This is a genomic window from Ralstonia sp. 24A2 (assembly GCF_051783885.1).
In the GTDB taxonomy this organism is placed as follows: Bacteria; Pseudomonadota; Gammaproteobacteria; order Burkholderiales; family Burkholderiaceae; genus Ralstonia.
Window position 1 is genome coordinate 1,720,785 of sequence record NZ_JBPVZD010000003.1, and the last position, 20,311, is coordinate 1,741,095.

At 64.9% G+C, this 20,311-nt stretch carries 16 protein-coding genes; 12 read left to right on the plus strand and 4 right to left on the minus strand.

Translation table 11 applies throughout. The features are described from left to right. Positions 1–299: 299 nt before the first annotated feature. Complete coding sequence (acnB, locus tag ACS13N_RS25300) at positions 300–2,885, plus strand: bifunctional aconitate hydratase 2/2-methylisocitrate dehydratase (protein ID WP_438934334.1); 2,586 nt, start codon at positions 300–302, stop codon at positions 2,883–2,885. Between the two features lie 197 nt (positions 2,886–3,082). Here acnB and ACS13N_RS25305 read toward each other — a convergent pair whose 3' ends face one another. Further along, positions 3,083–4,909, minus strand: coding sequence for an ABC transporter transmembrane domain-containing protein (locus ACS13N_RS25305; RefSeq protein WP_438934335.1), 1,827 nt, complete (start codon positions 4,907–4,909; stop codon positions 3,083–3,085). Positions 4,910–5,148: 239 nt separating this feature from the next. On the opposite strand from ACS13N_RS25305, the gene ACS13N_RS25310 reads away from it, so the two are divergent. From ACS13N_RS25310 to ACS13N_RS25325, 4 genes are all read left to right on the plus strand, one after another. Beyond that, positions 5,149–5,448 (plus strand): PepSY domain-containing protein, encoded by a 300-nt coding sequence (locus ACS13N_RS25310; protein ID WP_438934336.1) that lies wholly within the window; start codon positions 5,149–5,151, stop codon positions 5,446–5,448. A 24-nt stretch (positions 5,449–5,472) separates the two neighbouring features. Next, entirely contained in the window at positions 5,473–6,408 is a 936-nt protein-coding gene (locus ACS13N_RS25315; RefSeq protein ID WP_438934337.1) for a MurR/RpiR family transcriptional regulator, read from the plus strand. Between the two features lie 158 nt (positions 6,409–6,566). Next, on the plus strand, positions 6,567–8,015 hold the full coding sequence (locus ACS13N_RS25320) for an MFS transporter (protein WP_438934338.1): 1,449 nt from the start codon (positions 6,567–6,569) through the stop codon (positions 8,013–8,015). Between the two features lie 23 nt (positions 8,016–8,038). After that, positions 8,039–8,725 carry an aspartate/glutamate racemase family protein gene (locus ACS13N_RS25325; protein WP_438934339.1) on the plus strand — a complete coding sequence of 229 codons (687 nt, stop codon included), beginning with the start codon at positions 8,039–8,041 and terminating at the stop codon, positions 8,723–8,725. Here ACS13N_RS25325 and ACS13N_RS25330 read toward each other — a convergent pair. Continuing rightward, on the minus strand, positions 8,722–10,458 hold the full coding sequence (locus ACS13N_RS25330; RefSeq protein ID WP_438934340.1) for a M30 family zinc metallopeptidase: 1,737 nt from the start codon (positions 10,456–10,458) through the stop codon (positions 8,722–8,724). The two genes, ACS13N_RS25325 and ACS13N_RS25330, sit on opposite strands and share 4 nt — an antisense overlap. A 307-nt stretch (positions 10,459–10,765) precedes the next feature. Here ACS13N_RS25330 and ACS13N_RS25335 point away from each other — a divergent pair, with 307 nt between their 5' ends. From ACS13N_RS25335 to ACS13N_RS25360, 6 genes are all read left to right on the plus strand, one after another. After that, entirely contained in the window at positions 10,766–11,647 is an 882-nt protein-coding gene (locus ACS13N_RS25335; RefSeq protein WP_438934341.1) for a LysR family transcriptional regulator, read from the plus strand. 129 nt (positions 11,648–11,776) lie between these two features. Further along, entirely contained in the window at positions 11,777–12,880 is a 1,104-nt protein-coding gene (locus tag ACS13N_RS25340; RefSeq protein WP_438934342.1) for a putative 2-aminoethylphosphonate ABC transporter ATP-binding protein, read from the plus strand. 7 nt (positions 12,881–12,887) lie between these two features. Then, positions 12,888–14,651 carry a putative 2-aminoethylphosphonate ABC transporter permease subunit gene (locus ACS13N_RS25345; protein ID WP_438934343.1) on the plus strand — a complete coding sequence of 588 codons (1,764 nt, stop codon included), beginning with the start codon at positions 12,888–12,890 and terminating at the stop codon, positions 14,649–14,651. 28 nt (positions 14,652–14,679) lie between these two features. Then, positions 14,680–15,558: a phosphonoacetaldehyde hydrolase gene (gene phnX, locus ACS13N_RS25350; protein WP_438934344.1), complete on the plus strand. Its 879-nt coding sequence runs from the start codon at positions 14,680–14,682 to the stop codon at positions 15,556–15,558. A gap of 57 nt (positions 15,559–15,615) precedes the next feature. After that, positions 15,616–16,632 (plus strand): putative 2-aminoethylphosphonate ABC transporter substrate-binding protein, encoded by a 1,017-nt coding sequence (locus ACS13N_RS25355; protein ID WP_438934345.1) that lies wholly within the window; start codon positions 15,616–15,618, stop codon positions 16,630–16,632. Beyond that, entirely contained in the window at positions 16,633–17,865 is a 1,233-nt protein-coding gene (locus ACS13N_RS25360; protein WP_438934346.1) for a TIGR03364 family FAD-dependent oxidoreductase, read from the plus strand. It abuts the gene before it with no gap. A gap of 58 nt (positions 17,866–17,923) precedes the next feature. On the opposite strand, the gene ACS13N_RS25365 is transcribed toward ACS13N_RS25360, so the two are convergent. Then, complete coding sequence (locus tag ACS13N_RS25365) at positions 17,924–18,607, minus strand: HAD family hydrolase (RefSeq protein ID WP_438934347.1); 684 nt, start codon at positions 18,605–18,607, stop codon at positions 17,924–17,926. A 44-nt stretch (positions 18,608–18,651) separates the two neighbouring features. Continuing rightward, positions 18,652–19,578 (minus strand): LysR substrate-binding domain-containing protein, encoded by a 927-nt coding sequence (locus tag ACS13N_RS25370; protein WP_438934348.1) that lies wholly within the window; start codon positions 19,576–19,578, stop codon positions 18,652–18,654. 214 nt (positions 19,579–19,792) lie between these two features. On the opposite strand from ACS13N_RS25370, the gene ACS13N_RS25375 reads away from it, so the two are divergent. Further along, complete coding sequence (locus ACS13N_RS25375) at positions 19,793–20,212, plus strand: F0F1 ATP synthase subunit epsilon (protein WP_438934349.1); 420 nt, start codon at positions 19,793–19,795, stop codon at positions 20,210–20,212. The last annotated feature ends 99 nt before the right edge of the window (positions 20,213–20,311 follow it).

Genomic DNA, 20,311 nt, shown 5'->3' on the forward strand with positions numbered 1-20,311 from the left:
ATGCCCCATCGATCTGAAGCCTGACGGCGTCGGGCCGCATGATTTTGCATACAAGGTAGCCATCTCGCCCGAGATGTGACGGCTCAGCCAGGGCAAGCGGCGGATGCAACACGCAAGAAGAGAGCCGCCCCCGTCAAACAACCCTGTAGGGCTTCGCGCACACCTCTAACTCTTATATAAGATATAAGACATTTGACCGTGTAGGGTATTGCGATTAGAATCGCGCCCAAGCCGCGCCCGGAGCAGCCTCGGGGTGCCAGAAAAGTCTTCCCCTGTAACGTCATCTCAGCAGGTCTTCCATGCTTGAAAACTATCGCGCTCACGTGGCCGCTCGCGCCGCGCTCGGTATTCCCCCGTTGCCGCTGACGGCTCAACAGACCGCTGAACTGGTCGAACTGCTGACCAACCCGCCCGCTGGCGAAGAGCAGACCCTGGTCGACCTGATCACCCACCGCGTGCCGGCAGGCGTGGACGAAGCCGCCCGCGTGAAGGCAGGCTTCCTGGCCGCCGTGGCCAAGGGTGAGACCGCTTGCGCCCTGATCTCGCGTGCCCACGCTACCGAACTGCTCGGCACGATGCTGGGCGGCTACAACATCCAGCCGCTGATCGAGCTGCTGTCCGATGAAGCCGTCGCTGCCGTTGCCGCTGACGCGCTGAAGAAGACCCTGCTGATGTTCGACCAGTTCCACGACGTGAAGGAACTGGCCGACAAGGGCAACCTGCACGCCAAGGCCGTGCTGCAAAGCTGGGCCGACGCCGAATGGTTCACGAGCCGTCCGGAAGTGCCGGAAAGCCTGACCATCACGGTGTTCAAGGTGACGGGCGAAACCAACACCGACGACCTGTCGCCGGCACCGGACGCCACCACCCGCCCGGACATCCCGATGCACGCGCTGGCGATGCTGAAGAACGCCCGCCCCGGCATTACGCCGGAAGAAGACGGCAAGCGCGGCCCGGTCAAGTTCATCGAATCGCTGAAGGAAAAGGGCCACCTGGTCGCCTACGTGGGCGACGTGGTCGGCACGGGCTCCTCGCGCAAGTCGGCCACCAACTCGGTGCTGTGGTTCACGGGCGAAGACATCCCGTTCGTGCCGAACAAGCGCTTCGGTGGCGTGTGCCTCGGCGGCAAGATCGCCCCGATCTTCTACAACACGATGGAAGACGCCGGCGCTCTGCCGATCGAACTCGATGTGTCGCAAATGAACATGGGCGACGTGGTCGAACTGCGCCCGTACGAAGGCAAGGCGCTGAAGGACGGCAAGGTCATCGCCGAATTCCAGGTGAAGTCCGACGTGCTGTTTGACGAAGTGCGCGCCGGTGGCCGCATTCCGCTGATCATCGGCCGTGGCTTGACCGCCAAGGCGCGTGAAGCGCTGGGCCTGGCGCCGTCGACGCTGTTCCGCCTGCCGCATCAGCCGGCCAACAGCGGCAAGGGCTTCTCGCTGGCACAGAAGATGGTTGGCCGCGCATGCGGTCTGCCGGAAGGCCAGGGCGTGCGCCCGGGCACGTACTGCGAACCGAAGATGACCTCGGTCGGCTCGCAGGACACCACGGGCCCGATGACCCGCGACGAACTGAAGGACCTCGCGTGCCTCGGCTTCTCGGCCGACCTCGTGATGCAGTCGTTCTGCCACACCGCCGCGTATCCGAAGCCGGTGGACGTGAAGACGCACCAGACCCTGCCGAACTTCATCAGCAACCGTGGCGGCATCGCGCTGCGCCCAGGCGACGGCGTGATCCACTCGTGGCTGAACCGCATGCTGCTGCCCGACACAGTCGGCACCGGCGGCGATTCGCACACGCGTTTCCCGATCGGCATCAGCTTCCCCGCAGGCTCGGGCCTAGTTGCCTTCGCGGCTGCCACCGGCACGATGCCGCTGGACATGCCGGAATCGGTGCTGGTCCGCTTCAAGGGCAAGATGCAGCCAGGCGTCACGTTGCGTGACCTCGTCAACGCGATCCCGCTGTACGCGATCAAGCAAGACATGCTGACGGTCGCCAAGCAAGGCAAGAAGAACATCTTCTCGGGCCGCATTCTCGAAATCGAAGGCCTGCCCGATCTGAAGGTCGAGCAAGCGTTCGAACTGTCGGATGCCTCCGCTGAGCGTTCGGCTGCCGGTTGCACGGTCCACCTGAACAAGGAACCGATCATCGAATACCTGAACAGCAACATCACGCTGCTCAAGTGGATGATCGCGCAGGGTTACCAGGACGCACGCAGCCTGCAACGCCGCATCAAGGCGATGGAAGCCTGGCTGGCCGCCCCGGAACTGCTGCAACCGGATGCCGATGCCGAATACGCTGCCGTCATCGAGATCGACCTGGCCGACATCCATGAGCCGATCGTGGCCTGCCCGAACGACCCGGACGACGTGAAGACGCTGTCGGACGTGGCCGGCGCGACGATCGACGAAGTGTTCATCGGCTCGTGCATGACCAACATCGGCCACTTCCGTGCCGCGTCGAAGCTGCTGGAAGGCAAGCGCGACATTCCGGTCAAGCTGTGGGTCGCGCCGCCGACCAAGATGGACCAGAAGCAACTGACGGAAGAAGGCCACTACGGCGTGTTTGGCACGGCTGGTGCGCGTACGGAAATGCCGGGCTGCTCGCTGTGCATGGGTAACCAGGCTCAGGTGCGCGAAGGCGCAACGGTCATGTCGACGTCGACGCGTAACTTCCCGAACCGCCTGGGCAAGAACACGAACGTGTACCTCGGCTCGGCGGAACTGGCGGCGATCTGCTCGCGTCTGGGCAAGATCCCGACCAAGGAAGAGTACATGGCCGACATGGGTGTGCTCACCGCCAACGGCGACAAGATCTACCAGTACATGAACTTCGACCAGATCGAAGACTTCAAGGAAGTAGCCGACACCGTGCAGATGTAAGCAGGCAGTCGGGCTGCGGCGGGTGGTTGACGTCGCAGCGCTACGCAAAGGCGCCGCGGGCTGAATGCCCCCGGCGCTTTTTTTATTCTTCAAAGAAGATTTGGTGGAGCGATGACGAAGACCTTACGTCGATCCTGAGGTTTGCTGAGGCAGCGTGCGGCTTATGAACGAGACTCGGCATTCCTTGGCAGCGGGTCTCAATGTGCTGTGCCACCATTTCCGGCGGCCGATTCAGAGGGCGTGCCATGCTCTTCGGCCTCCGTTGACGGCGTACCAAACTGCAGCGCCGCAAGACGCGCATACAGTGGCGAACGCTGCAGAAGCTCGGCATGACGGCCCTGCGCGACGATACGGCCTTGCTCCAGCACAACGATCCGGTCGGCTTGCTGCACGGTGGCAAGGCGGTGCGCGATCACCAACGTGGTGCGGTTTCGCGCGGCATTGTTCAAGGCGGTTTGCACCAGCCGCTCGCTCGCGGCATCGAGCGCGCTGGTGGCCTCGTCCAGCAGCAGGATGGGCGGGTCTTTGAGAATGGCCCGTGCGATAGCGATCCGCTGACGTTGTCCACCCGACAGCCTGACACCACGCTCGCCCAGCACTGTGTCGTAGCCTTGCGGCAGCGCGTTGATGAAGTCGGCGGCGGCGGCCATCTCGGCGGCGCGCTGTACCTGTGCGAGCGTCGCCTCCGGCGTGCCGTAGCGGATGTTGTCGAGCACGCTCCCCGAGAAGATCACCGATTCCTGCAGCACGACGCCAATGGCCTGCCGTAGCGCGGCAAGCGAGACCTGTCGCGTCGGGACGCCGCTGATCTGGATATCTCCGAACTGCGGCTCGTAGAAGCGCAGGAGTAGTTGAAACAGTGTGGTCTTGCCCGCACCGGACGGCCCCACCAGCGCAACGTGCTCTCCGGGGGCGACATCGAGCGTGAACTGAGCGAGCGCAGCAGTACCCGGACGCGACGGATAGGAGAAGGTGACGCTCTCGAAGCGGATGCCTTCAGCCTGCGCGGGCAGCGTGACGGGTGTGTCCGGCTCCGCAATGGCCGAGCGCGTTGCCAACAGTTGCAGCAGGCGTTCTGCGGCACCGGCGGCTCTCTGCAGGTCGCCCCACACCTCTGCAACCGCACCCACGGCGCCCGCGGTGAACACCGCATAGAGAATGAACTGGGACAGCTGACCAGCCGTCATCTGCCCGGCCAGCACAGCCTTGGCGCCGAGCCAGAGCACAAACACGATTGCCGCGAATACGAAGATGATGACCACGGCGGTCAACTGGGCGCGCGCCCGGATGCGCGTGAGCGCAGTATCAAATGCGGTTTCTACGGCGGCACCGAAACGCCTGGACTCGTGCGCTTCCTGCGTGTACGACTGCACGGTCGGCATCGCATTGAGCACTTCGCCCGCCAGCGCGCTGGCGCTTGCAACCTTGTCCTGACTGTCGCGCGAAAGCCGCCGCACACGGCGCCCAAAGATGACGATGGGCGCCACCACCACAATCAGCGTGGCGATGATGTAGCCCGAGAGCACGGGGCTTGTCACCACCAGCATGACTACGCCGCCGACCGTCAGCAACGCGTTGCGCAATCCCAGCGACAGGCTGGTCCCCACCACGGTCTGGATCAGCGTCGTGTCGGTCGTCAGCCGTGACAGCACCTCGCCCGTTTGCGTCGTCTCGAAAAACTCCGGGCTCAGCCCGACGATGTGCCGGTAGACCGCGCGCCGCATATCGGCCGTCACGCGCTCCCCCAGCCACGAGACGCAATAGAAGCGCAGCGCCGTGGCGCCGGCGAGGACCAGCGAGAGGAGGAACAGGGCGATGAAGTAGCGGTCGATGTGCGATCGCTCGCCGCTGGCAAATCCGCGATCGATCAGAAACTTGAAGGCCACTGGCAGCGCCAGCGTTGCACCGGCCGATGTCACCAGCGCCAGGAACGCTACTGCCCAGCGCCGCGCATACGGGCGCAAGAAGGGCATGAGCGAGAAAAGGGGGCTGATACGCGACGACAGGGGCGCAGCAGAAGGCATGGGAATCGGCAGCAAATCCAGGAGGCGCCCATTATCTCAGCCCCTGGATTGGCATGCGGTTGGCCTGTGTGCGGCGATGTTCGGGATGTCCGGAAGGGCAGCGGACGCGCCCGGATCTGCCCGGGGGTGATCTCAGTGGGGTGGCGCAAACGCATCATCGCAGCGCAGACTGCCCGCTCTCAGCGCTCGCTAAGTCCGACCGTCTAGTCTTCGGGCTCCCAGGTTTTCCAAGACATGGCATGCGCCGAGGCCATACGCTCACCTTCCTTACGCTGGCGGTTCTGATGGCCGCTGCGGCCCTCGTCATCGCTCGTCGCCCGGGTGGGCCCGCCATCCGCGGGACGCTTGGCAACGGGCCGCTCGCATCCGCCGTGGCCAAGGCAGAAAACTACCTGCACGGCAAGGCGATCCGGGCTGGGCTCGAGCGGTCGGCATCCGGGTTGGTCTACGACGTGGCGGTACTCAAGGCCGGTCACGTTTTCGACGTGCGATTGGATGCACGCAACGGCCGGATTCTTTCGGCTGCCATCAACAAGTAGCGCGTTGCGCATGGCGTGCCGCGTATGAGCGGGCGCAGTTTGCGCGGGACAACGTCGCCAAGTCCGCTTTCCCCTTCATGCTTGCAATGCTGGTTTCATAACTGGCTAGAATGCGGCATGCCGATTTCATCCGAATCCTTCGTTCATCGCGTCCGCACCCAGCTTGAGTCGCTACCTGCAACGGAGCGCCAGTTGGCCGACTTTCTCCTGGAATTTCCGGGCGAACTAGCCAGCTATGCGGGCAATGAACTCGCCAATCTGGCCGGTGTATCGCCTGCCACGGTCAGCCGATTTATCCGGCGGATCGGCTACGAGAACTACGAGGCGGCACGCCGCCACGTGCGCGAAGAGCGCGCGAGCGGGTCTCCGCTCTTTCAAGACACAGCGCATGGCGAGCAGGTAAACGATCCGGTCGCCGTGCATTTTCAGCAGGGGCAGGCAAATCTGGCGGCAACGTTTGCTCGGCTTGATGGGCGTGAACTGGCGGAGATCGCCAAGGCCATCGCCGGTGCGGGCCACGTGCTGATCTTCGGCAGCCGTGCCAGCCATGGTTTTGCGGTTTATCTGCGCTGGCAGCTCATCCAGGTGGTGTCGCGTGTGACGGCAATCCCGGGCGCAGGCGAGACCCTTGGCGAGCATATGGCCGGACTGGGCCGCAATGACTGCGTGATCGTGTTCGGCACGCGTCGGCAGACTCCGCAGATGCGCGCTGTGATTCAAGGTGCCGTACGTGCGCGTGCCAAGCTCCTGTTCATCAGCGACCGCAGCTCGCCCGATTGCGCCGACGCAACGTGGTCACTGCAATGCGACTGCCGTGGGCCGGGCATGCTCGATGACCATGCAAGCGTACTGGCGCTGTGCAACATCATCGCAACACAGGTGATCGAGGCCTGTGGCACCGCGGGGCGCAAGCGCCTTGCCGCCATCGAACTGGCCCACGAAGCCTTCGACGAACTCTAACGCCTCCGGCCGGAGGCATCCCCAGGCACCCAGCCCTGAAAGCCGCCGCTCAAGTCACATCCTAAGGTGAAATACTTATTTCACGTAAGTTTGATAAGTGAAACCCTGATATCAAATCGTTGAAGCCCGTCTTCCACCGCTTTGATGCAGGAGTTCTCATGGCTGGCCCCGCACTGTCTTCCGGACCCGATTCCCCGCGCGTTGCCGAACTCGACAACGCGCTGGAACAGATCGGCGTGACCCGCGCACATCACACGATCATCTGGCTGATCCTCATGGGTTGCCTGTTCGATGCATTCGAGCAGAACGCGGTCGGCATTGTCGGGCCGCTGCTGAAGGAACAGTGGGGCCTGACGCCCACCGACATTGGCCTGCTCAACACCATCACCTTTGCCTTTGCAGCCATCGGGCGTATCGGTTCTGGCGCCATTGCAGATCGCTACGGGCGCCGCGTGATGCTCTCGGTCGATCTGCTGCTGTTCACGCTGGGCGCAGGCATCTGTGCCGGTGCATCTGGGCTTGGCATGATGGCCGTCGGCCGCGCGGTGGTCGGCCTCGGGCTGGGTGGGGAGATTGCAATTGCCGTTACCATGCTGGCCGAGTTCTGTTCGAACAAGTTTCGTGGCACGGCAGTGGGGCTCGTCAATGTGGGGGCAGGCGGGCTTGGCAACTTTCTTGCGCCGGCGTTCGGGCTGATGATCTTCACGCTGTTTCCGGGTGACAACGCCTGGCGCTGGCTGTTTGTCGCGCTGATGGTGCCGGCGCTGCTGGGTGCGTTCTACCGTCGATTCATTCCGGAGACGCCGCGCTTTCTGGTCGCGCAGGGCCGTATCAAAGAGGCCAACGCTGTGCTGTCGCGCCTCGCGGCCGGCGCCCTGACGCTCAAGGACGTGCCGGCGCGCACGTTCCTGGCAGACGACGATCGCGCAGCCGCCGTCGCCGCCAAGGTGAAGGTACGCAGCACCGACATCTTTCGCGGTGCGCTGGCCAAACGCACCATTCCGCTGTGCATCACGATCTGGATGGCATATGGCGCGCAGATCTCCGTGCTCACGCTCATGCCGACCATTCTGGTCACGCTGGGCTATACGGTGTCCAAGAGCCTGATGTTCACCATGATCATGCAGGGCGGCAGCCTGCTCGGTGCGATCGCCGCGTCGCTGCTGGGCTTCAGCTTTCCGCGCAAGCGCGTGCTGACGATCGGTGCGATCTGCGCGTGCGTCATGGCGCTGACCATCGGTTTTCTCGCCCACAACATTGGGATGATCCTGGCAGCAGGCGCGGTCTTCCAGTTCTTTGTGCTGCTGCTGAACACGACCATCTGGATCTTTGCGCCGGAGCAGTATCCGACGCGGGTGCGCGCGTTCGGTACCGCCTTCATTCTTGCCACGGGCACAGTCGGCGGCGCGTTCATGCCGCTGGTGGCCGGGCGCCTGCTGGAACACTGGGGTATCTCGGGCGTGTTCGGCATGGTGGCGGCCATGTACGTGCTCTTTATCGTGAGCGTACAGAGCGTGCCGGAAACCTACGGCCAGTCTCCCGACGCCGAGCCTTTGCCATCTGAAGCGCCGCCGGTGACCGCGGCAACCAAGCCCGATGCTGCCTGACCCGGATTCCTTACCGTATCAACATGCCCAACATTCTTCTGATCAACCCGAATTCGTCTGAGGCCACCACCGAGATGATGGTGCGCATTGCCCAGGGCACGGCGCCGGCCGGTTACGCCGTGATCGGTGCCACGGCCGCGCAGGGGCCATCCATGATCGTGAACGAGCAGGAACTGGCGGCCGCAGCGGACGAGGTCGAACACACATGGCGCAACGTGCGTGCGTCGTATGCAGGCGTGGTCATCAGCGCGTTTGGAGACCCCGGCGTTGCGTGCATTCGCGAGGCATGCCAGCCAATACCCGTGGTGGGCATTTGCGAAGCATCGATGTTGGAGGCGTCAGAGGGCGGGCGCCGCTTTGGTGTGGCCACGGTCACGCCGGATCTGGTGGCCGCGATTGATGCCAAGGCGCGCGAGCTTGGGCTCGGTGCGCTCTATACCGGTGTACAGCTCACGCCTGGCGAGCCGCGCGGGCTGACGGCAGATGCGGGGGCGTTGGAGGACGCACTGAGTGATGCCGTGCGTGCCTGTCTTGAGGATGGCGCGCAGGCGGTGATCATTGGCGGCGGGCCGTTGGGGCAGGCCGCGGTGCGTCTGGCGCTGCGGTTCGACGTACCGATCATCGCACCGATCTCCGCTGCCATGCGCCGTCTGAGCGCCTGTATCGCAGGGGAGATGGCGGTGCCAGCAGGCACCGCTGAGCGCGCTTAGTTCGCGATGATCGACACCGTCGAGTTGGCCGGCACCGTGATCGTCTCGCTGTACGTACCAGTCTTGAAACCGCGCGCCACCGGGAACTGGCCGAAGCCCTGCAGCGTGGCCGGCACCGAACTCGGCATACTGCGCTGGCCGCTATAGCTCGGGCCGTTGAGCCCCGGGATCGAGAAGCCGCTGTCCGACCGCGCCGGATACGCAAAACCTGCCGGGCTGCCCGGCACCGGCAGCAGTGCCACGGCCGTGCCCCAACGACCCAGCGCATCGCCCAGGCCCGTACCGCCGCCCGCCTGGATCGCGCCGCTCAGCACCGTGGCCGAGTCCGTCGACGAGAAGTTCTGCAGCAGGTTCTTGTAATACGCCACGCCGTACTGGCGGAGCAGGAAGCCGCCCAGGCTGCCCGAGATCGGATACCCCGGGCACGACGACGTGAGCGACGGATCGAACGCCGTCAGCGAGCAGTCATACGCGCTTTGCAGCCAGGCCGGGAAGCGGCTGTCGCGCACGTTGTTGAAGCTCGGGTCGATCTGGCTGGAGAGCACGTCTTCCATCGTCATCGCCGTCAATTCTTCCAGCCACGTGCCGTACATGTACTGCGAGCCGTTCAGCACGCCGCGCTGGTAGAAGTTGGCCATGTGCGTGAACTCGTGGCCGAGCGTGGAGATGACGGTGTTCAGCCCGTCGGTGCCGCCCAGGTAGATGGTTTCCGAATCCACATAGAGCGACAGCGACTGGTTCGACAGCGGCTGCGAGCTGGTCGTGAAGTTGTTGCGCGCCCAGAAGTAGCCCACGCGGCCATAGGGCTGGCCATCCGGCTGGATGTTCAGCACCACGATGTCGAGCGCCTGGCTCGGATCGATCAGGCTGGCCGAGCTGGAGTAGCTGCCCCACGGTTGACCGACGATCGAGGTGGCCAGCGTGTAGACCGACTGCGTGCCAGAGGCAAACTTGTTGATCAGCGTGCTGATGACGCTGTCGGAGATCTTGCTGCTGCCGTACTCCGAGTTTTCCACCCACAGGTTGACGATGCGCCCGTCGGTGGCGGTTGCTTGTTGCTGCAGCGTGGCGGTGCGCACGGTGGCGGTGCCGTCCGGCTGCTGGTGGTTCCAGGTGCGCTGGGTGCCGACGGCGGCAACCGCCTGCGGACGCAGCACCGTATCGTTGGAAGCGCCTTGCGTCTTGAGCGGGCCTGAACCGGAGGCGTAGCCATCCAGTGCGTGCGCGTTGAAATCGGAGAGCTGGCGATCGAATGCCGCGTTGATCGCGTCGTTCTTCACGGACGCCGTGGTCAGGTTGCCGGAGGCACCGGTGGTGGGCGTGGTGCCGGTGCTCGTGCCACCGCCAAGACCAAGCAGCCCTGTGCTGGAAAGCGACACCGACGGCATCGGCTGTGCAGCCGCACCCTGGTTGGTGTAGATGAGCGTGACGTTCTGACCCGTGAGCCCGGCGATCGACACCGGCACCGAACCAGCCGTGCTGCCCGTATTGGTGACCTGCCACACGCCCACACCGGAGCCTGCGTAGGTATTGCCCAGGGCGCCGCAGTTGCTGCCGCTGCACGCCGCGGCCACGGTAATGTTGGCCGCTGAACTTTGCGTGGCAGCCGGCGTGGCCCCCGAGCTGCCACCCCCACCACCGCCACCACCACAGGCCGCCAGCGTGCCTGCCGCCGCCACCATCATGGTGATGGTCCATTGCTTCGTACTGCTACCGCCCTTGCTGCCTTCCATCCTCATCTCTCCAAATCCGAATTCCGGCGCGCTGTCGGCTCGTGACTGTGGCGCGCTGGCGGATTCTCAAGGCGAGGTGACGGATTCGATCTGTGGAAATAACGGGTCGGCAAGGCTCAATTCCCCCCGATGTGGGGGTATCGTCACGCCCACCTTGGCGGAAAGGTTGAGAAAGTCGTAGCACCAGGATCTAGAAGCGGAAAACGGAGGAGAGCGCCGGCCTGCACTTTTGCCACAGGGTGGTCCGCTAAAATAGGCCGCCTCCTTCTGATTACGGCGCTTCAGGCGCTGAATACGTCACCCATTCATGCTCGTCGCGCAGCTCAAATCGTTCTTCATGGTCGCCCGCCTGGGCAGCATCACGCTGGCTGCCAAGCAGCTCGGGCTGTCTCAGCCGACCGTGACATCGCAGATCCGCGCGCTGGAAGAGGCTTACGGGGTGGAGCTATTCTACCGCGGCGGGCGCCGGCTGGCGCTGTCGGACGCCGGCGTGCGGCTGATGCCGCTGGTCGACCAACTGGTGCACCAGGAAACCGAGATCGACTTCTTCCTGCGCAATTCCGGCGACATGGGCTCCGGCCACCTGCGCATCGGGGCCACGGCGCCGTACTACATCCTCGATATCGTTGACCGCTTCTGCCAGAGCCACCCCGGCATCGACGTGAGCATCGAGGCCGGCAATTCGGTGCAGATGCTCAACGCGCTGCAGGAATACCGGGTGGACGTGGCGTCGTCGTCGCAGCGGGTGGATGATGCGCGGTTCCTGCGCATTGAGCTGGCCCGTGACCCGCTGGTGCTGGTGGTCCACCGCAGCCACCCGCTGGCCGCGCAGACGAGCGGGGCGGTGCCGGTGACGGCGCTGTCGCAATGCAGGTTGCTGGTGCGCGAGGTGGGCTCCACCACCCGGGCGATGACCGAAACGATGATGGCCCAGGCCGGTGTGAGCCCCGCATCCACGGTGGAAATCGGCAGCCGGGAGTCCATCCGCGAGGCCATCATGCGCAACCTGGGCGTCAGCGTCATCGCCCGCCAGGAGGTGCCCAGCCATGGGGAACTGCGCGTGCTGGCCTTTGAGGGCATTGAGGGCGGCGCACCGGAACTGAGCGAATACCTCTACTGCCTGCAAGACCGGCGCGAAGCGCGGTTGATTGCAGCCTTCCTGGCGGAAGTGCGGTCGCCGCGTCCGTAACTTCGTCATCCACCTGAACAAAAATCCGGAAATGCGCGCATTGGCGTTTTTGGGGTAACTGCCACATGGGGTACATGTCGGCTAGCTACAGTGGCGACCGTTTTTGTTACTGCCTCAGCCGCCCCGTCAATGCCCCAGCCTGCTTCCGACCCGACCCCGGGTAACGCCACGCCATTCCTTTCCGTGCGGCAAGTTGCCCGCCGCTTTGGCGCCTTCACCGCGCTTGACGGCGTTTCGCTGGACGTGGCGCAGGGCGAATTCGTCTGCCTGCTGGGCCCGTCGGGCTGCGGCAAGACGACGCTGCTGCGCATCATTGCCGGGCTGGAAGCGCAGGACGCTGGCCAGATCGTTGCCGGCGGCCGCGATATTTCGAGCCTGCCGCCGCGTGAGCGGGACTACGGCATCGTCTTCCAGTCGTACGCGCTGTTTCCCAACCTGACGGTTGCGCAGAACGTCGCTTACGGTCTGGACACCACCAACGGCAACCGTGCCCGCATGCAGGCGCGGGTGTCGGAGATGCTCGCGCTGGTGGGCCTGGCTGGCAGCGAGGCGAAGTACCCGTCGCAGCTCTCGGGTGGCCAACAACAACGTGTGGCACTGGCCCGTGCGCTGGCGCCCGCGCCGTCGCTGCTGCTGCTGGACGAGCCGATGTCGGCGCTGGACGCCCAGGTGCGCGAACACCTGCGCATCGAGCTGCGCCGTCTGCAACGCAAGCTGAACGTGACCACGCTGATGGTCACGCACGATCAGGATGAAGCCATGGCGATGGCGGACCGCATCGCGGTCATGTCCAACGGCCGCATCGAGCAGACCGGCTCGCCTTCGGAAATCTACACGCACCCCGCCACGGGCTTTGTTGCGGGCTTCGTCGGTCAGGCCAACTGGCTACCGCTGGGACGCACCGAAGATGGCACACCCACCTTGGCTGGTCAGCCGCTGCTGCTTGATCCCGCATTTGCCGATACGGCACTGGCCACTGGCCGCCTGTTCTGCCGCCCGGAGGCCGTGACGCTGCACCCGGACGACGACGCCCCCAACCGCCATCTCGCCCGCGTGGTCGACCAGATCTACCTGGGCAGCCGCACGCGCGTGACGCTGTCCATCGACGGCTTGGCCAACGCGCCGCTGGTTGCCGAAGTGGCATCGAATGCGCTGCGTGGTGGCCGTGGTGGTCTTGGCGAAAGCAAGCTGTGGATCGCGCTGGAGCGCGACGGCCTGCGCGTCTATGCCTGAGGTGGTGATGTCGATGCTCCCGCCCGAGGCCAACGTGGTCAATGTCGTGAAGGCCACCCCGCAAACACACGCCGCACGCACGCCGTTCTGGCGTACCGATGCGCCGGTGCTCACCGGCATGAAGCTGGGGTGGTTCCTCCTGCTCACCCTCGGCCTGCTGCTGCCCACGGCAATGATGCTGCTGCAGGCCACGGGGCTGGTCGCCAGCGCGCGCAGCTCCGATGAACACGGCCTGGCGCTCGTCGCGCATGTTGTGCAGGGTCCCAACTTCCTGGCCATGGTGGGGCGCACGCTGGCCGTGTCGAGCAGTGTGGCTGCCATCGTCGTGCCGCTGGCCTTTGCCTTTGCCTACGCCGTGCAGCGTACGCGCATGCCGTTGCGCGGCACGATGCGCACGCTGGCGATGCTGCCGCTGTTTGCACCGTCCTTGCTGCCAGGCATCGCGCTGGTCTACCTGTTCGGCAACCAGGGGCTGTTCAAGGCGTGGCTCGGCGGCAGCAACATCTACGGCTTCTGGGGCATCGTGGTGGGCGAGGCCTTCTACACCTTCCCCTATGCGCTGATGCTGCTGCTTGCCACGCTCACGCTGGCGGATGGCCGCCTGTATGACGCTGCCCGTGCAATGGGCGCGGGCCCGTGGCGCACATTCTGCACCGTCACGCTGCCGGGTGCGCGGTATGGCCTGTTTGGTGCCTTTGCGCTGGTCTTTACGCTGGTTGCCACGGACTTTGGCGTGCCGACCGTGGTGGGCGGCAGCTACCAGGTGCTGGCGGTGGAAGCCTACAAGGCCGTGGTCGGCCAGCAGCAGTTTGCGCGCGGCGCCGTCATCGGCCTGATGCTGTTGTTGCCGGCGCTGCTCACCTTTGCCGTCGAACGCCTCGTGCAGCGTCGACAGCATGCTGCACTGGCCAGCCGCGCGCAGCCGTATCACCCGCAGCCGGATCGCCTGCGCGATGGCCTGTACCTACTGCTGACTGTATTGGTGGTCGGCTGGATTCTGGTGATGCTGGCCACCGCCGTCGGCGCATCGCTGGTCAAGCTGTGGCCGTACAACCTTGAGCTGTCGCTGCGCAACTACGACTTTGACAACATGGATGGCGGCGGCTGGCTGGCCTACCGCAACAGCCTGAAGCTGGCCGCGCTCACCACCGTGTTTGGCACCGTACTCATCTTCACCGGCGCGTGGCTCGTGGAGAAGACGCGCACCACGCGCGCCACCGCCTGGCTGCATCCGGCCATCCGCTTTGCGGTGCTGCTGCCCATGGCGGTGCCCGGCCTCGTACTGGGTCTCGGCTACGTGTTCTTCTTCAACCACCCGGCCAATCCGCTCAACGGCCTGTACGGCAGCATGACGTTGATGGTGCTCTGCACGATCATGCACTGCGCCACGGCGGCCCACCTGACGTCGGTGGCATCGCTGGGCCAGTTGGACCCGGTGTTCGAAGCGGTATCGGCCTCGCTCAAGGTCTCGGCACTGCGCACGTACTGGCGCGTGACGCTACCGATGTGCCTGCCCGCCGTGCTGTCCTGCGCACGCTACCTGTTCGTCTCGGCCATGACCACCGTGTCAGCCGTGATCTTCCTGTACAGCCCTGACACCGTGCTCGCCTCCGTGGCCGTGCTGAACATGGACGATGCCGGCGACATCGGCCCCGCTGCGGCCATGTCCACGTTGATCCTGGTCACGTCGATCGTCGTATCTCTGCTGCTGGAACTCGCCACGCGCGGCATCACGCGCCGCACGCAGGCCTGGCGCACCTCGTCACATTGAATTCGTTGCAAGCAAAGGAAGCATGAACATGGGTGACTCCTCCCCAATCACGGCCCGCCAGGCGGGCACTGACCGCGTCAACCCCGGTGCCACGCCGTTGCGCCTGGAAGCCGCCGTGCTCGACTGGGCCGGCACCGTGGTCGATTTCGGCTCGTTTGCCCCCACGCAGATCTTCGTGGAAGCGTTTGGCGAATTCGGCGTGGCCATCACGCTGGACGAAGCCCGCGGCCCGATGGGGCTGGGCAAGTGGGACCACATCCGCACGCTGTGCAACGACGGCGCGATTGCCGCACGTTTCTCGCTCGCACACGGCCGCATGCCCACCGATGACGACGTCACCGCCATCTACAACCGCTTCATGCCGCTGCAGATCGAGAAGGTGGGCGCGCATTCGGCCATGATTCCCGGCGCGCTGGAAACCATTGCCGCGCTGCGCGAAGCAGGCCTGAAGATCGGCACGTGCTCGGGCTACCCGCGTGTGGTCATGGACCGCGTGGTCGAGCTGGCCGCCAAGGCCGGCTACACCCCCGACTGCGTGATCGCCTGCGATGAGGTACCGCGTGCCCGCCCGTGGCCCGCACAGGCGCTGCGCTGCGTGGTGGATCTCGCCATTGGCGATGTGGCCGCCTGCGTGAAGGTGGACGACACCGTGCCCGGTATCGAAGAGGGCCGCCGCGCCGGCATGTGGACGGTGGCACTGCTGATGTCGGGCAACGCGCTGGGCCTGCCGTACGAGCAATTCGCCGCGCTGTCCGTTGACGAGCGTGCGCGCCATCGCGTCGCCATTTCCGCAGGCTTTGCCGCCTGCCGCCCGCATTACGAGATCGACACGATCGCCGATCTGCCCGAAGTCGTGGCCGACATCAACCGACGCCTGGCGCGCGGTGAACGGCCGCAGTGTTTGTAACGCGTGTTCGTAACTTCAGCAGTTCCATCCCTAGCTTCACACCACACCGAGGAAACCATGACGAAACGTCTTTCCCTCCTGGCTGCCGCCGCTGCAATGGCTCTGGCCACGTCTGCCTTTGCCAAGACCACGCTGACCGTCTACACGGCGCTGGAAGCTGACCAAGTGAAGGCGTACCAGGAAGCCTTCGAGAAGGCCAATCCGGACATCGAAATCAAGTGGGTGCGCGACTCCACCGGCGTCGTCACCGCCAAGCTGCTGGCCGAGAAGAACAACCCGCGCGCTGACGTGGTGTGGGGCCTGGCCGCATCGAGCCTGGCCATCCTGGACAAGGAAGGCATGCTGACGCCGTACGCACCGACTGATCTGGCAAAGATCGGTGCGACGTACCGTGACAAGGCCAACCCGCCGGCATGGGTGGGGATGGACGCCTGGGGCGCCGCCATCTGCTTCAACACGGTGGAAGCCGAAAAGCAGCACCTGCCGAAGCCGACCTCGTGGGCCGACCTGACCAAGCCCGTGTATGCCGGCAAGATCGTCATGCCGAACCCGGCCTCGTCGGGCACGGGTTACCTGGACGTGAGCGCCTGGCTGCAGATGCAGGGCGAGCAGAAGGGCTGGGACTACATGGACGCCCTGCACAAGAACATCGGCCAGTACACACACTCGGGTTCGAAGCCTTGCAAGATGGCGGCTTCGGGTGAATTCCCGATCGGTATCGCGTTTGAATACCGCGCTGTGAAGTCGAAAAAGGAAGGCGCCCCGATCGACATCGTGCTGCCGTCGGAAGGCCTGGGTTGGGACGTGGAAGCCACCGGCATCATGAAGGGCACGAAGAACCTGGACGCCGCCAAGAAGCTGGCTGACTTCTCGGCCAGCCCGGCTGCCATGGCGCTGTACGAGAAGAACTTTGCCGTGGTGGCCACGCCGGGCTTCTCCAAGCCGGATCCGCTGCTGCCGGCCGACTACGAGAAGCGCCTGATCAAGAACGACTTCACGTGGGCCAGCGCCAACCGTGACCGCATCCTCGCCGAGTGGACCAAGCGCTACGACGGCAAGTCGGAGAAGAAGTAAGTGAGTGAAGCTCCCCTGATTTCTGTTGCTCAAGGGGGCCTGGATGCCAGCACCGACGTTGCCATCGTCGGGGCTGGCATTTTGGGCTTGGCGCACGCTGCTGCCGCTGTCAAACGCGGCCTGCGCGTGACGGTGTTCGAGCGCAGCGAGATCGCCGTTGGCGCCTCCATCCGCAACTTTGGGCAGATGCTCGTGACCGGCCAGCCGCCCGGCATCATGCTCGACCTCGCGCGCGAAAGCCGCGCGTTGTATCTCGACTGGGCTGACAAGGCCGGCATCTTTGCCCGCGCCAAGGGCGCGTTGCTGTTTGCCCGCAATGCGGCGGAAGAGGCCGTGCTGGACGAGTTCATGGCCACGCGCGCACCGGCGTTTGGCTACAACGTGAAGTTGTTGCGCAGTGCCGATCTGGCCAATCTCTACGACGGTCGCTTCATGCGCCATCGTGCGGCACTGCAAGGCTTTGATGACGTGCAGCTCTATTCGCGTGAAGCGATTCCGGCGCTGGCATCGTGGCTCGCCACGCAAGGCGTGCGCTTCCACTTCGGCACGCTCGTGCGCCATGTGGAAGGCGGCCGGCTGGAAACGACGGCAGGCGCGTGCAATGCGCAGCGTGTGATCGTCTGCAGCGGCCACGACTACCAGACACTGTGTGCGGATCAACTGCGTGCGCTGCAACCGCAGGTCTGCCGCCTGCAGATGCTGCGCGTGACGCCTGAAGACGGCTTCCGGCTGGAACACGCGGTGCTGACCGGCCTGTCGTGCACGCACTACGGCGCATTCGCCGATTTGCCGACCGCCCAGGCGCTCGCCATGCAGATCGAGCATCAACGCCCGGAACTGCAGCGCCACGGCATCCACCTGCTGGTGAGCCCGACGCCGTACGGCGACTGGATCGTTGGCGATTCACACGACTACAGCCAGGACGCTCGCCCATTCAATGCCGAGTCGGTCGACAACATCATGCTGGACCTGGCGCGCGACACGTTCGGCAGCAAGCTGCGCGTGGTGGAGCGCTGGCAGGGTGTGTACGGCGCCAAGTGCCATGTGCCCGGCAGCGGCGCGTTCTCGATCACCCCGATCGATGACCGCACCACCGTCGCGCTGATGCATAGCGGTATTGGCATGAGCGTGGGGCCAGCGCTGGCGCATCGCCATGTCGACGCGTTGGTCGACGGCACGGCATTGCCGCAGTGGACACCGCAGGCAACGTTGCCTGCGACGGCCACGGCCTGACGCTTCGTCAGCCAACGAGAAATGCCCGTACGGTTTGCGCCGTGCGGGCGTTTTCTTTTCAAGCGACGAACAGTTCAACTACCGGCCAGCCGCGCGCTTCGGCCACGCCGCGCAAGGTGTCATCGGGGCTGATGGCAATGGGGTGGGAGACGGCTTCCAGCAGCGGCAGATCGTTGCGTGAATCGCTGTAGAACACCGTGCGAGAGAAATCCGACATGCGTTGGCCGCGCTGCGCGAGCCATTCCGTCACGCGCACGATCTTGCCGGCGCCAAAGCTCGGGGTGCCGACCAGGTTGCCCGTGAAATCGCTGTCAGGTTGGTTGGCAACCGTCTCGCCTTCCACGGCCAGCAGGTGCGGCACGTTGAAGGCGGCGGCAATCGGTTCGGTCAGGTAGCGGTGCGTGGCGGTGACGATGCAGCACAGGTCGCCCGCGCGCAGGTGCGCATCAACCAGCTGTCGTGCGCGCGGCTGCATGGCCGGTTGGATGACGTCGCGCATGAAGGTGGCGCGCCATGCGTCAAGCCGCGTGCGCGGATGTTGCGCCAGCAGCCCAAGCGAGAAGCGTGCATGGCGTGCGAAGTCGAGCGTGCCCTCGCGGTACTCGCGCATCCAGCGCTCGTTGGCCTGCTCGAAGATCTCGCGGTCTACGGCGCCCTGGGCAACCAGGAAACGGCCCCATTCGTATTCGCTGTCGATGGGCAGCAGGGTGTGGTCCAGGTCGAACAGGGCGAGCGATTGCATACAACGGGCAGCAGCGGCAGTTGGAAAGCCGCGAGGTTACTGCCTCAACGCGTCGTGGCTGTGTCCATCGCCAGAACTTTGGCGATGAACGCATCGGCGTTTTTCTTCGGATGATGTTTGTCCAGGCAATCCAGGAAACTGCGTACCAGCCGTGAATCCCTGCGCTCCTTCAGGAAGTACAGGTACTCGTGGATGACCGGCGCATTGGCGGAAAACGGCAGCACGCGCACGTCGGGCCGGCGCGGTGCCTCGCGTGCGGGCACGATGCTGCAGCCCAGCCCCAGGCTGATGGCCTCGTAGATGGCCTCGCGGCTGCCGATGATGCTCATGCTGGCGGGTTCGATGCCGGCGGCGGTCAGGGCGTCTTCGGTCACGCGGCGGGTAACGGAGCCTTGCTCGCGCATCAACAGCGGGCAGCCGGCAATGTCGTCGAGCGTCACATGGGGGCGGCGCGCCAGCGGGCTCTCCAGCGGCACCACCAGCACCATCGTGTCGTCGGCCAGGGTGATGCGGTGCAGGCGTTCATCGTCCACCGCGTGCGACGACACAGCCAGATCGATGCGGACCTCGGACAGCGCCTCCAGCATCTGCTGTGAGTTGCCAAACTCGATGGTGATCTCGATGGTCGGGTAGCGGGCGCGGAAGGCGGCCACGCTGGGCAGGATGTAGTAGGGGCCAGTGGCGCCCACGCGCAGGTTGCCGGTGCGCAGGTCGCCTGCATTGCGCAGGAGAAAATCGACGTCGCCTTCCTGCTGTGCCAGGCGCTCGACAATCGGCATCAGGCTCACGCCCAGGTCAGACAGGTCCAGCCGGCTGCCGCGGCGGTGGAACAGCTCCACACCGTACATCTCTTCCAGTTGGCGGATGCGTCCGGTCACGGTGGGCTGCGACAGGCGCAGGCGCTTGGCGGCGCCCGTCACGCTGCCCTGGCGGGCCACCTCGAAGAACGACATCAACAGATCGCCCAGCATGCTTGTATTTCCTCTGCATTTCATTTGCTATTTGGCGGCACAGTGTAGAGAGCCTTTATGACGCTTCACACTGTGAAACCTTACGAACCGGCCGGGCAGCGCTGGGCCGTGCCGGGCAAACGCCGCGTGATACAGGGCAGGAGAGGGTAGGGCGCTGGGCGCACATCGTGCTACCTTGTGAGCCAGTGCGTGCAACACAGGAACAGGAGACACCATGCCGGTGCTGAAGGTCGATGTCGTGACGGCAGAAGAACGGTTGTACGAAGGCGCGGCCAAGTTCGTGGTCATTCCCGGCACCGAGGGCGAGCTGGGCATCCTACCCGGCCATGAACGCCTGCTCACGCGCCTGCGTCCCGGCACTGTGCGCGTCACCCTGGAGAATGACGAAGAAGTGATTCTGTTCGTGGCCGGCGGCTTCGTCGACGTGCAGCCCGAGCAGGTGATCGTGCTGGCCGACACCGCCGTGCGTGCGCGTGACCTGGACGAGGTCAAAGCCCAGCAGGCACGCAAGGCCGCCGAAGAACTCATGCAGAACAGCCACAGCAAGATCGACTACGCCCGTGCCCAGGCGGAACTGGCCGAAGCCGTGGCCCAACTGGCCGCCATCGAGCGCCTGCGCAAGCGCCGCCGCTGAGTTTTCACGCCGTGTGCGGCACCCGCTGCGCACCACAAGCACGACATTGTGTCGTCCCGTCCACGGGAGGGGTAAAGAACCGCCTCCGCCCTCCGTTTT

Excerpts from the sequence above, each read along its gene's own strand:
- acnB (WP_438934334.1), top strand. The coding sequence starts at position 300 with ATGCTTGAAAACTATCGCGCTCACGTGGCCGCTCGCGCCGCGCTCGGT.
- ACS13N_RS25305 (WP_438934335.1), bottom strand. The coding sequence starts at position 4,909 with ATGCCTTCTGCTGCGCCCCTGTCGTCGCGTATCAGCCCCCTTTTCTCG.
- ACS13N_RS25310 (WP_438934336.1), top strand. The coding sequence starts at position 5,149 with ATGCGCCGAGGCCATACGCTCACCTTCCTTACGCTGGCGGTTCTGATG.
- ACS13N_RS25315 (WP_438934337.1), top strand. The coding sequence starts at position 5,473 with ATGAGCGGGCGCAGTTTGCGCGGGACAACGTCGCCAAGTCCGCTTTCC.
- ACS13N_RS25320 (WP_438934338.1), top strand. The coding sequence starts at position 6,567 with ATGGCTGGCCCCGCACTGTCTTCCGGACCCGATTCCCCGCGCGTTGCC.
- ACS13N_RS25325 (WP_438934339.1), top strand. The coding sequence starts at position 8,039 with ATGCCCAACATTCTTCTGATCAACCCGAATTCGTCTGAGGCCACCACC.
- ACS13N_RS25330 (WP_438934340.1), bottom strand. The coding sequence starts at position 10,458 with ATGGAAGGCAGCAAGGGCGGTAGCAGTACGAAGCAATGGACCATCACC.
- ACS13N_RS25335 (WP_438934341.1), top strand. The coding sequence starts at position 10,766 with ATGCTCGTCGCGCAGCTCAAATCGTTCTTCATGGTCGCCCGCCTGGGC.
- ACS13N_RS25340 (WP_438934342.1), top strand. The coding sequence starts at position 11,777 with ATGCCCCAGCCTGCTTCCGACCCGACCCCGGGTAACGCCACGCCATTC.
- ACS13N_RS25345 (WP_438934343.1), top strand. The coding sequence starts at position 12,888 with ATGTCGATGCTCCCGCCCGAGGCCAACGTGGTCAATGTCGTGAAGGCC.
- phnX (WP_438934344.1), top strand. The coding sequence starts at position 14,680 with ATGGGTGACTCCTCCCCAATCACGGCCCGCCAGGCGGGCACTGACCGC.
- ACS13N_RS25355 (WP_438934345.1), top strand. The coding sequence starts at position 15,616 with ATGACGAAACGTCTTTCCCTCCTGGCTGCCGCCGCTGCAATGGCTCTG.
- ACS13N_RS25365 (WP_438934347.1), bottom strand. The coding sequence starts at position 18,607 with ATGCAATCGCTCGCCCTGTTCGACCTGGACCACACCCTGCTGCCCATC.
- ACS13N_RS25370 (WP_438934348.1), bottom strand. The coding sequence starts at position 19,578 with ATGCTGGGCGATCTGTTGATGTCGTTCTTCGAGGTGGCCCGCCAGGGC.
- ACS13N_RS25375 (WP_438934349.1), top strand. The coding sequence starts at position 19,793 with ATGCCGGTGCTGAAGGTCGATGTCGTGACGGCAGAAGAACGGTTGTAC.